10 protein-coding genes are annotated in these 12,328 nt (G+C 47.0%); 6 read left to right on the top strand and 4 right to left on the bottom strand.

Going from position 1 to position 12,328, the window contains the following annotated elements:
• Positions 1-130 precede the first annotated feature (130 nt).
• From I592_RS14740 to I592_RS14720, 5 genes are all read left to right on the top strand, one after another.
• Positions 131-1,420: an FAD-dependent oxidoreductase gene (locus I592_RS14740; RefSeq protein ID WP_010779417.1), complete on the top strand. Its 1,290-nt coding sequence runs from the start codon at positions 131-133 to the stop codon at positions 1,418-1,420.
• 1 nt (position 1,421) lies between these two features.
• The gene (locus I592_RS14735; RefSeq protein WP_044926344.1) at positions 1,422-2,891 is read left to right on the top strand and encodes a helix-turn-helix domain-containing protein; all 1,470 of its coding nucleotides are present in this window, start codon (positions 1,422-1,424) and stop codon (positions 2,889-2,891) included.
• Between the two features lie 213 nt (positions 2,892-3,104).
• Positions 3,105-4,604, top strand: coding sequence for a glycerol kinase GlpK (gene glpK / locus I592_RS14730; RefSeq protein ID WP_010779419.1), 1,500 nt, complete (start codon positions 3,105-3,107; stop codon positions 4,602-4,604).
• 18 nt (positions 4,605-4,622) lie between these two features.
• Positions 4,623-6,461 carry a type 1 glycerol-3-phosphate oxidase gene (gene glpO, locus I592_RS14725; protein ID WP_010779420.1) on the top strand — a complete coding sequence of 613 codons (1,839 nt, stop codon included), beginning with the start codon at positions 4,623-4,625 and terminating at the stop codon, positions 6,459-6,461.
• Positions 6,462-7,178, top strand: coding sequence for an MIP/aquaporin family protein (locus I592_RS14720; RefSeq protein ID WP_010779421.1), 717 nt, complete (start codon positions 6,462-6,464; stop codon positions 7,176-7,178).
• 74 nt (positions 7,179-7,252) lie between these two features.
• Here the strand turns inward: I592_RS14720 and I592_RS14715 are convergent, their stop codons facing one another.
• Positions 7,253-7,606 carry a winged helix-turn-helix transcriptional regulator gene (locus I592_RS14715; protein ID WP_010779422.1) on the bottom strand — a complete coding sequence of 118 codons (354 nt, stop codon included), beginning with the start codon at positions 7,604-7,606 and terminating at the stop codon, positions 7,253-7,255.
• A gap of 210 nt (positions 7,607-7,816) precedes the next feature.
• On the opposite strand from I592_RS14715, the gene I592_RS14710 reads away from it, so the two are divergent.
• The gene (locus I592_RS14710) at positions 7,817-9,025 is read left to right on the top strand and encodes an MFS transporter (protein WP_010779423.1); all 1,209 of its coding nucleotides are present in this window, start codon (positions 7,817-7,819) and stop codon (positions 9,023-9,025) included.
• Between the two features lie 35 nt (positions 9,026-9,060).
• Here I592_RS14710 and I592_RS14705 read toward each other — a convergent pair whose 3' ends face one another.
• The 3 genes from I592_RS14705 to I592_RS14695 form a co-directional block, all read right to left on the bottom strand.
• Positions 9,061-9,507, bottom strand: a complete 447-nt coding sequence (locus tag I592_RS14705) for a helix-turn-helix transcriptional regulator (protein WP_010779424.1) — start codon at positions 9,505-9,507, stop codon at positions 9,061-9,063.
• A 98-nt stretch (positions 9,508-9,605) separates the two neighbouring features.
• Complete coding sequence (locus I592_RS14700; RefSeq protein WP_010779425.1) at positions 9,606-10,976, bottom strand: MFS transporter; 1,371 nt, start codon at positions 10,974-10,976, stop codon at positions 9,606-9,608.
• Between the two features lie 419 nt (positions 10,977-11,395).
• The gene (locus I592_RS14695) at positions 11,396-12,187 is read right to left on the bottom strand and encodes a TraX family protein (protein WP_010779426.1); all 792 of its coding nucleotides are present in this window, start codon (positions 12,185-12,187) and stop codon (positions 11,396-11,398) included.
• Positions 12,188-12,328 lie beyond the last annotated feature (141 nt).

Below are 12,328 nucleotides of genomic sequence, written 5' to 3'. Positions count from 1 at the left end.
TCACCAAATGGTTAAAATAGCGATCTTTGAGGCAAAGATTTATAATTGAAGATGAGGAATTCATGGGTGAAGAAATAAATGCAATGCTGGAAGAACTAGAAAATCAGTATTTAAAGAAAAGAGGGAACATATGCGTGTAGTGATTGTAGGAGGCTCCTTTGGCGGTGTCCAAGCGGCAGTGGAAATAAAGCGGAGGGCACCAGAAACAGAGGTCCTAGTGATTGAAAAGCAAACAGAATTGGGCTTCGTGCCCGGCAGCTTGGCACTGATTTTACAGGGGAAAGCGACCTCTGTAGACGAATTGCGCTGGATCACACGAGCGGAATTAGAGGCGCAGGGGATTCACGTAAGAACGGGTGTTTCTTGTACCGGTCTTTTGCCAGATCATCAAATCCAGTTGTCGACTGGCGAAGCGATCGGGTTTGATCGGCTGGTGATCGCGACCGGTTCGCGGCAATCGTTTCAACAAGAAGAGGTGCCGTCAGCCAGAATCAAAACCTGTAAGACCGAGCAGGATGTCACGGACATTCTCACGCAGCTGGAGGAGCTAGAGACAGTCGCGATCGTCGGTGGCGGACACGTCGGCTTAGAGCTTGCGGATGCTTTTGCACAAACTGATAAGCAGATTCATTTGTTTGAGAGTGACACGATGCTGATGGGGCACTATTTTGATGAAGAAATGATCCAGCCCCTCGAGACGGCGATCCGCCAGTCTGCCGTCCACCTCCATATGGGCACCTTTGTAGAATCAATGGAGGAAACCAATGAGGGGCACGTCCGACTCTGTTTTGATGAATCGGACCTGACTGTTGATTTGGTCGTGTTGGCCAATAGTACGCGTCCCGACAACCACATTTGGCAGGCATTGGACCGCAACGATGACGGCACGCTGAAAGTGAACGCCTATTTGCAAACCTCCGATCCGAACATTTATGCGATCGGGGATACCATCAAAGTAAGGTTCCAACTGACGGGGGAAGAACTCTACGTGTCATTGGTCACGAACGCGCTTCGGACAGCAAGCATCGCCAGTCAGAACATCCTTGGAACGCCGGAAGAAGATCCTGGAACCGTGCGAGTGAGCGGCAATCAATGGTTTGGCTATTTTGTCGGCAGTGTTGGTTTACTTGAGAAAGAAGCCTTATTGTATCCTGAAGAAATCCAGATGGCGCAGGTCGACGTGCCGGTGGCGGCTGTTTCAAAGGAAAAGATGAAGCTGAAGGTGATTTGGGATGCAGAGACAGAGGTGTTGCTAGGCGTACAGCTTGTTTCAAAATGGATGGATTTCGCCTTACTCGATCTATTCGCGCTAGCGATCCAACAGCAGCAAACGATTCATGGATTTCAAGTGAAGGAACGCTTCTTCCATCCAGCTTTTCGTGCGCCGTTACTGGGATTCTCTGGTTTAGGGGAGAAGTAGGATGAGGATGGAACAATTATTGGATAAGAATCAACAAGTGCAATTGTCGATCCTCCATCATCTAGTCTTATCTGGCGGCAGGCTGTCTGCGAATGTGCTGGCGGAAGCGATCCATTCGTCAAAATCTAGCTTGGATCAGTATAGCCAAGAGCTCTCCTACTTAGGAAAAGAATTAAACATGGGCTTCTCGCTCACGAAAGAGGGTACTACGCTGGTACTGGCCTTAGAAAGAAGAACGACGCTTGAGGGGATCACGGCCACGCTAGTAAGAGACAGCTTTAAATTTCAACTGTTGGAATACATGCTGCTGCATCGAACGTTCACGATCCCGCAGATCACACAGGAATTTGCGACCAGCGAATCCTCCGTGTTTCGTAAATTTCGCGAGCTGAATGAGGTTCTTGCGGAATTTCATATTCGGATAAAAAATGGCCGTTTGCAGGGGGAAGAATTACAGATTCGGTATTTCTACTTTCAAATCTATAGCTATTTTCCAGTTAGGATGCGGCCTCGTTTCCTCGTTGCATCCGATCAGAATCAGCTGTTCTTTAGAGGACTTGAGCGTGCGCTAGAGACGGAATTTTCTGCTGAGTCCAAAAGCGAGATCGCCTGCTGGCTAGGGATCAGCTTGAAGCGCATGTCTGCTAAGAAAACACAGCAGACACGGCTGAAAACAACGTATCGGCTCTTTCAAAAGGACGCGCTGTTTCAACGCATCGAGCCGTTGATCCGCCTATACAACAGCCGCAGTTCCTTTGAATTGAACCAGTATGAACCGATGATGTTTTACAGCTTTTTGGTGTCCTTTGCGATTTTGGATGAAGAGACGTTTTATCGATATGAATTGCAGCGGAGCAAAAAGCTGCTGCCGGCTCTTTTAGATATGTACATCCGTGAGATGATCCTTGTCCATTACCGGCCAAGGCGATTGTCCATTCAGCAGGAGAAAGCGGTAGGTTATCAGCTTTCCCAGATCAACAACCGCATCTATTTCTTTCAAGGCTATCTCCCGCGGTACGAGCCTGAACGTCTGCTTGCGCGGCAGCGAGAAAAACTAGGCATTGAGCGAAGTCGATTGTTAGATATGCTTCAGGAAACAGCTCGTAATTTTTTGGAGCCGGCGAAGGCACAAGACACCTTGCTTACACAGGCGTTGCTGATCGATTACGCGAGTATCCTGTCGATGATCGATTTTTACATCGCGAAGGAAGTCATTGTGGGGATTGATCTGGAGGCATTGCCGGTGTACCGTATTTCTTATTATCATTATTTGTTTTCAGAATTGCGTCCGATCCCGGGGATTCAAGTAGAACAACTGCGTGAGGGAACGACGTATGATTTGATTGTTAGTACCCGAGATGGAGAAGACCCTTCTGAGGCGATCCATTATTGCCTGTCTGAATTTGAATCTGCCTATGATCTTGACCAAATAAAGCAACTGATCGAGCAATTGAAAAAAGCGAAAAATTGATGGAGCGGTTCCTTAGGGAGCTGCTTTTTTTGATGAAAGAAAAAAATTTTGGCTTTCTGGATTCTTTGATATAACAGAGTTTTGGAGAGAAACTGCCACTAAATCGTGAAATCGTTTTAATAATTGACTGTTTTCAATGCGGAATGCACGTTAGGATAAGTCCATAAAGAAAGCGATTGCAAGAAAACTTTAGTACAAGGAGGACCAATCAAAATGACTGAAAAACAACAATACATTATGGCGATCGACCAAGGGACAACGAGTTCACGAGCAATTATCTATGATAAGTTTGGGCATCAGGTGGCAAGCTCGCAAAAGGAATTTACGCAATATTTTCCAACAGAGGGCTGGGTGGAACACGATGCCAATGAAATTTGGAATTCTGTTCAATCTGTAATCGCAGGGGCATTCATCGATTCAGGTATCAAGCCGGATCAAGTTGCGGGGATCGGGATCACGAACCAGCGGGAAACAACGGTTATCTGGGAAAAGGATACCGGCCGCCCAATCTATCATGCGGTAGTTTGGCAGTCGCGGCAATCCGCGCAAATCGCGGATCAGTTAAAGTCTGACGGGTACGAGGAAATGATCCATCAAAAGACCGGCTTAGTCGTCGATGCGTATTTCTCCGCAACGAAAATCCGGTGGATCTTGGATCAGGTAGAAGGCGCACAGGAACGAGCAGAACAGGGCGAGCTGCTTTTCGGAACGATCGATAGCTGGCTTGTTTGGAAATTGACAGATGGCGGTGCGCACGTGACGGATTATTCCAATGCCAGCCGGACGATGCTTTACAACATCCACGAGCTGACTTGGGACCAAGAAATTTTAGATCTGCTGAATATCCCCAACGAGCTTTTGCCGAAGGTGACCTCAAATTCTGAGATTTACGGCTACACGCAGGGTTATCATTTCTTCGGCAGCGAAGCACCGATCTCAGGAATGGCTGGGGACCAGCAAGCCGCATTGTTTGGTCAAATGGCTTTTGAGCCTGGGATGGTCAAGAATACCTATGGCACAGGGTCCTTTATCGTGATGAACACAGGTGAGAAGCCGCAATTATCAAAAAACAATTTATTGACGACGATTGGCTATGGGATCAACGGCAAAGTGTATTACGCCTTAGAAGGAAGTATTTTCGTTGCTGGTTCATCCATTCAATGGCTGAGGGATGGTTTGAAAATGCTGAAAAAGGCGAGTGATTCGGAAGATGCTGCCAAGCGCTCCACCAACCAAGACGAAGTGTACATCGTCCCAGCGTTTGTGGGTCTAGGCGCGCCGTATTGGGATCAAAACGCTCGCGGAGCGATGTTCGGATTGACCCGAGGGACGACGAAAGAAGATCTGATCAAAGCAACCCTTCAATCCATCGCCTATCAAGTGCGGGACATCGTGGATACGATGCAGGAAGATACCGGCATCCAGATTCCAGTATTGAAGGTAGATGGCGGGGCAGCGAACAATGAATATTTGATGCAATTTCAATCAGACATATTAGATGTACCGATCCAACGTGCAGCAAATCTTGAGACGACGGCTTTAGGAGCTGCCTTCTTGGCGGGATTGGCGGTAGGCTACTGGAAGGACATGGACGAAATCAGAGAATTTTATGAAGCTGGGAAGATTTTTGAGGCGGAGATGGCACCTGAACGCCGTCAAAAATTGTACGCCGGTTGGAAGAAAGCAGTAAAAGCGACCCAAGTATTTGAATAAAAGTGAGGAGTGAACGAAATGTCATTTTCAAAAGCAACGCGTAAAGAAAGTATTCAAGTCCTTAAAAAGGAAGAAATGGATCTATTGATCATCGGCGGCGGCATCACAGGTGCGGGCGTCGCGATCCAAGCAGCCGCAGCCGGAATGAAGACCGGGCTGATCGAAATGCAGGATTTTTCAGAGGGAACCTCTTCACGCTCCACGAAGCTGGTCCATGGCGGTATTCGTTATTTGAAGAACTTTGATGTAGAAGTGGTCGCAGATACGGTCACGGAACGAGCGATCGTTCAAGGGATCGCTCCGCATATTCCGAAACCTGATCCCATGCTTTTGCCTATCTATAATGACGAAGGACCCACGACCTTCAGCATGTTCTCAGTCAAAGTCGCTATGGACATCTACGATCAATTAGCCAATGTGAAGGGAACCAACTTTGAAAATTACACATTGACTCCGGAAGAAGTATTGGAGAGAGAGCCCTTCATCAAGAAGGAAGGGCTTCAAGGTGCAGGCGTGTATTTGGACTTTCGGAACAACGACGCACGGTTGGTGATCGAAAATATCAAGCAAGCCGCTTCCGATGGCGGTCACATGGTCAGCAAAATGAAAGCAGTCGGCTTCCTCTATGAAGGGGATAAGATCATCGGCGTCAAAGCGCGCGATTTGTTGACGGGCGAAACGATCGAGATCCACGCCAAATTAGTGATCAACACAAGTGGTCCATGGGTCGATAAAGTTCGCAACATGAATTTTACGCAGCCTATCTTGCCTAAAATGCGTCCAACAAAAGGCGTTCATTTAGTGGTCGATGCAAAGAAATTACCCGTTCCTCAGCCGACCTATTTTGATACTGCTCAAAATGATGGCCGCATGGTGTTTGCGATCCCGCGGGAAAACAAAACTTATTTTGGGACGACGGACACGGATTACCAAGGAGATTATGTCGATCCGAAGGTCACGCAAGAAGACGTGGATTATTTACTGACAGTCATCAACCACCGTTATCCTGAAGCGAAGCTGACGCTCCAAGATATCGAGAGCAGCTGGGCAGGACTGCGGCCATTGCTGATCGGAAATGCTGGATCAGACTACAATGGCGGCGATAACGGAAATATCTCGACCCAAAGCTTCCAACAAGCCGTGGACGTAGTGACGGATTATAAAGATGGCAAAGCGACCCGAGATGAAGTAGAGGATGTATTGAACAACCTTGAAAGCAGTCGTGCAGAAAAACGGTTGGCACCTTCTTCGGTTTCTCGCGGCAGTTCTTTGGAGCAGGCACCCGATGGCATGATCACTTTATCAGGAGGGAAAATCACGGATTATCGTAAAATGGCAGCCGGTGCCATCGAATTGATCCGCAAGCTCTTGCAGGAAGACTACGACTTGACCTTTAAAGAAGTGGATTCAAAAACCTATGCCGTTTCCGGTGGGGATTTTGATCCTACCAAAGTAGCTGAAATGGTGGTTGAACAAGCCAAAATCGGCGTTGCTGCAGGTCTTTCAGAGGAAGAGGCCGCGTATATCGCTGATTTTTACGGCACGAACGCCAGCAAGATCTTCCAGTTGGCAAAAGAAATGGACGCGTATCCGGGAATGAGTCTGGCTGAATCGGCGCGTTTGCGCTATGGCATGGAAGAAGAAATGGTCTTAACTCCCGTAGATTATTTATTGCGTCGGACCAATCATCTTTTATTTGAAAGAGATACGGTAGATGCTCTGCGTCAACCAGTCCTTGATGCGATGGCCGCCTACTTCGAATGGGAAGAAGCGGAAAAAGCAGAGGTCGCTGCACAATTGGCTGCGGCGATCGACGAATCAGATCTGACCCAGCTAAAGACAGGAGGAAACAACTAAATGAGCGGTGATATGACACAGGTAATGGGTGAATTTATCGGCACGATGATCTTAGTCTTATTAGGTGACGGTGTCTGTGCAGCGGTAAATCTGAATAAGAGTAAGGCGCAGGCTTCCGGTTGGATCGTGATTGCGATGGGCTGGGGAATGGCGGTAATGATGGGGGCGTATATCTCCGGCTTCATGGGGCCTGCACACTTGAATCCAGCAGTTACTTTGGCGATGGCGCTGAATGGTTCGATTTCTTATAGCTTAGTAGTTCCCTTTATCGTCGCGCAAATGGCGGGTGCTTTTGTCGGCGCCGCACTTGTCTGGTTAGCGTATTTGCCTCATTGGGAAGCCACGAAGGATCAGGCAGCGATTTTAGGAACCTTTGCGACGGGACCTGCGATCCGCCGGTATCCTGCAAACTTAATAACAGAGATCATTGGTACGTTTGTCTTGGTCTTAGGACTGTTTGCATTCACACAAACATCATTCGCACCTGGAACGAATATCTTTGCCGTAGCCGGTCTTATCTTGGCACTCGGTCTTTCCTTGGGAGGACCAACAGGCTATGCGATCAATCCAGCCAGAGATTTAGGTCCTCGCTTGGCCCACGCTATTTTGCCGATCGCCAATAAAGGAACCTCCGATTGGCACTATGCATGGGTACCTGTCGTAGGTCCTATGATCGGCGGAATCATCGCCTATGGTGTTTTCCAATTGATGGTTTAATAAAACAGACCCACGCTGCTTTTTGCGGCGCGGGTCTGTTTTTTTGTGCCGTCGTGAAAAAGAGGAACGGCTTTTTAGTTGGCCTTCAAGCAAACATCCTGCCCCTGATCTTGCAGGTGAGCGACATGATGCTCGCCCCAACTGCATAGGCTGTCTAAAATATCGGAGAGGCTGCGGCCATATTCACTCAAGGAATAGTCCACTTTTGGCGGGACCTGCTGATACACTTTCCGATCGATGATGTTGTCCTCTTCTAATTCACGAAGCTGCTGCGTCAGCATTTTTTGGCTGATCCCTGTGATACTCCGTTTCAAATCACTGGGCCGCATCGGTCCGTGACGTAGGTTGCAAAGGATGATAGGCTTCCATTTGCCGCCGATGACATCCATTGTTGCTTCTACACCGATCATATATGCACGATTCTCCAAAAAAATTCCTCCTAAAAAACGTTGATATTATCCAAAAGTTACAAAAAGGTACCTATAATACAAAAAAGTGGGTACTTATCAAAAGATCATCAACAGTATATAGTATCTTCTCGTAGCTTACAAATATTTTTTGATGTCTGGTTTCACGAACGCGCGTCAGTGCTTTGCCAGTGCGAAAGACTTCGTAAAACCTTTCTGAGGAGGAACAAAATGGAAAAGAAAATTTCACCAAACTTCACGCTATTAGCCCTCGCGATCAACGCCTTTGCGATCGGCTCAACCGAATTTATCAGCGTCGGCCTGTTGCCGATGATCGTCAATAGCTTCCATGTGACCTTGGCGCAAGCAGGACTGACGGTCTCCCTTTACGCGCTAGGCGTGACGATCGGTGCGCCGCTGCTCACCGTTTTAACAGGGAAATGGAATCGCCGCAGCTTGATGCTGGGGATCATGCTGTTGTTCATCAGCGGGAATGTGTTAGCCGCGTTTGCACCGACCTTTACGATATTATTATTGGGGCGTATTTTAGCTGCGTTGGCACACGGGATCTTTATGTCGGTATCAACCGTGATCGCTGCCGATGTCGTTGAACCTTCACGGCGGGCAAGTGCGATCGCCATCATGTTTACTGGCTTGACTGTAGCGACTGTAACAGGGGTGCCTTTGGGAACCTTTATTGGACAGCAAACAAGCTGGAACATGTCCTTTCTCTTTATCGCGGCAATCGGCCTGATTGGTTTGATCGCCAGCAGTTTCTTGGTACCGCGTCATTTACCTATTCCTGGTAAAGTCGATTTGAAGGGGTTTGCTCGGATCTTTACGAATAAACCGTTGGTGATGTCTTTCTTGATCACAGCCTTTGGATACGGCGGTACGTTTGCGGCGTATACGTACCTATCCCCGATTTTAGAAGGCTTTGGTTTTTCTGCGAGTGCCGTTGTGATTATTCTGATCGTTTATGGTGTGATGGTGGCGATCGGCAATACCGTCGGCGGACATTTCGCGAATGAAAAGCCCCTCGCGTCATTGATCAAGATGTTTGGCCTTTTGATGATAGCTTTGGTCTTTTTATTTGTGACGATCGTGGTTGGCAACAGCCTTTTAGGCTTGTTTGCAGCATTGCTTTTAGGGTTGTTCGCGTTCATGAACGTTCCAGGCCTGCAATTGTACGTCGTGCAGTTAGCGGAAAAATACGTGCCTCAAGATATCACGCTGGCTTCTGCTTTGAACATTGCTGCCTTCAATATCGGGATCACCTTAGGCTCAACGATCGGTGCGCAAGTCACCGGCAGCATGGGGATCGCCTATACCCCGATTTTTGGTGCAGGGATCGTTTTACTGGCGATTCTATTGATCTTCCAAGTGAAAAAAAGCGAATCCCCAGTGACCATAAGTCAAGGGACAGAATGTGAAGAATAAGCAAAAGCCGTGACTTTTGAGTCACGGCTTCTTTGCTAGTTGTTTTTCCAAACGTGGGCCAAGAGATCCTTCAATACAAGGAAGGCATCTTGGTCGTTGTAGCCATAATCCTTTTTCAAACGGTGAAGCAGGTCGATCAGTTTCGGAACATAATCATTCAAATCAACGGTCTTTTGATAGGTTCCCAGGATCGGGTATTTCTCCGACCATACCGACGTCCAGTCGATTTTTTGCTGCTTCTCTTCACTAGTCTTTGCGATCACTTCTTTGATGTCGTTCAAATCAGGATCAAATTCAATCAATTCATCTAAGGAAACTTTATAGATGGCGGCCAGCTTTTTCGATTGATTGATGTCCGGCAGTGTCTCATCCAGCTCCCATTTCGAGATGGTTTGTCTGCTGACACCAAGGTGTTCTGCGACGTCCTCTTGAGAAAGGCTTTGCTTCTTGCGAGCGGTAAAAAAATTTGTTCCTAATGTCATAGGTGCTCCCTCCAAACGTGATACCTTCAGTTTAACAGGATAAAACAGAAAAACGAGCGAACCTTCATTGAAGATTCGCCCGTTTTCTTTCCATTGATTTAATCGACTGCTGGTTCATTGCGGAAATGAAGGACGCACGCGATAAGCACGAGGACTAACAAAGCCAATAAGAAAAGCAGAGAAATCTGTGAGCCAGTCACGGTCGCGGCGATAAAGTCCGGTTGCGATTGTTGTGCCAAATTGATGATGGTGGCAACGATCGCTGTAGCCACTGCACCAGAAAATTGCTGAAGGGTATTGAACAGCGTATTGCCGTCGCCATAGGCTTCTTCTGAGAGCAGATTCATTCCCGTCGTCATCAAATTACTATAGGAAAAACCGATACCGATCATATAAAAGACGTGCCCTGCAACAAATCCAAGGAGCAGCGGAGAACGTAACAAGACGGTCAAAATGATCCAACCGATCGTAGCGAAGCTCAAGCCAAGCAGGATCGGTTTTTTCGGACCAAAGGTATCAAGAACACGGCCAGAGATAGGGGCCAAAAGCGCGCCAACAGCTGCACCGGGCATCATTACAAGTCCTGCGATAAAGGCATCTTTGCCTAAAACGATCTGAATGAAGTTTGGCAAGACAAAGGAGATCCCCAAGAGCAAGAACTGACAGACTAAAAAGCCGCATAAAAATAAAACAAACACACGGTTCTTCAATACGTCGATCCTTACCAGCGGATTTTTCCCTCGTGTTGCTTGTCGGTAAAAAATCACCAGTCCGACAAGACCGATCGCTAACGAAAGGAGACTGGTCATGCTGCCGATTTGATTCAAGAACATCAGCAGGCCGCTGAAGAGCAGTGCCACACCGATCAGACTGACAAAATCCAATGTGCCCCGCTTTTTGACAGGCATCTCAGGAATCGCATAAAGTCCGATAACCAATGAAATCGCCAATACCGGCAACAGGAATAAGAAAATCGAATGCCACGAAAGACTCGCAGTCATGATCCCTCCATACGTCGGGCCGATCGCTGGCGCGATGGACGTGGTCAATGTTCCCACCCCCATCATGGTCCCGCGCTTGTGCATAGGCGTGAAATTCAAAATAATATGGAACATCAAGGGCAAAGCAATTCCCGTGCTGACCCCTTGGAATAGACGTCCAATCAATAAAATACTGTAGGAAGGCGACCAGAGATCAATCACTAATCCTGCAATAAAAAAGAGATTGGCAACGATAAATAATTTCCGAATCGAAAAATTCTTCAATAAATAATTGGAAAAAGGCACCATGATGGAGATCACTAGGAGATAGATCGTCGTGACCCACTGCACCATACCGGTAGAGATGCCGAACTGCTTGATCAGTGTCGGGAACGTGACGTTCATGGCAGTCTCGATCAGCACACCGGCAAAGGACATGATCCCTGTGGCAAGGACCGCTAACAACAAATGGATTTTCTTTTCTTTCATGTAATAACCTCACTTTATTTCGATAGATAACACGCCCTACGACGACCGCGGGATGTAGGGATTTGGCTGGGGAGCGCTGTTCCCGGTTTGCAGGATGTATTTTGATAGGGCCAATGAATACCGACACGTTGGACTTGCAGCTAATTCGTCAAAAGGAGTGTTCTTTTTTCAAAACCCGAAAAAAGAACCGTTGATCCTCATCACGCCTATCATTCTGCTAGACATCACGTATTGAGATGTTAGGTATCAATGTAGAATAATGAGCACGCTTTAGAATCCTGCAAAAAGCAGAACTGACAAAAAAAGAGAGGGGGTTTCTAAATTAATAGAAACCGCCTCTCTCTCGACACGTCGTGCGTGTTATCTGTACGATTTATTCACAAGGAGCATTGTAAAGCTTTTTATATCGAAGGTCAAGCTTATCGTTGGATCAAAAAGCTGATGATCGCGAACAATGCGATGTGTGCGGGATAGAAAATGTAAAAGAAATTGCGCATTCCGCGGCCTTTTTCACCAGTGTATAAAATGATTGGGATAGCGGCTAGCAGCATCATCCACTGGTAGTTGAAGGTGAAGGCGTATTGAATACCGCCGCCAAAAATCAGCGTGATCATCGCAATGATGATCAATGATGCCACTTGCAGAGCTTTCTTTCCGTGGAACAGGTAGAACAATACGGCTAGCAGAACCAACAAGACGCCGCCTTCTGTCAGCATCACTGTTGGGACGATCATGGTGAAGAGTTGGAAAAACAGCATGCCCCATTTTGATTCAAAAAGAGTCCCGCTAGATAACAGCATCAGTGTAAAGACACTTAGAAGCGTCGGAACAAGGAACCAAAGGAGCCCTTTTCCAATATTTCTCTTTTTAAAATACTCACAGGCTTGCATGTAGACCGTGCCTAGGAAGATCGTGCCGAAGATATTATTGATGACGATCGCGTCGCCAATAGTAAAGAAATGGTTCAAGATTTGATTGATGATCCCCATCAACCAGTAGCCTGCTAATAAACGGAACATATATTTTTTACGATTGCTCGTGTGAACGAATCCTTCTGAACTTTCAAATAAGAACAACGGTGCGGCGATCCGCCCGATCCAATGGAACCACATGGGAATACCTAAAAACAGGAAAAATTCCGCAAGGTGATCGATCACCATCGTTACGACCCCGATAACTTTCAACTGAAAACCAGTCATACCTTTGTGCATTAAAAAACCCCTCTCTTTCAATAATCTCACTTTATCGAAAAAAAACGTGGAGCACCATGTTTTGAACGAACAATCAACTTACAAAAATGAGAGAGAAAGTGTCAGAAAATTCTATAAACTCATTGACAATTAAAAGAACCT

It is taken from the genome of Enterococcus gilvus ATCC BAA-350, from assembly GCF_000407545.1.
In the GTDB taxonomy this organism is placed as follows: Bacteria; Bacillota; Bacilli; order Lactobacillales; family Enterococcaceae; genus Enterococcus_A; species Enterococcus_A gilvus.
This window is presented reverse-complemented; position numbering and strand designations above follow the sequence as displayed.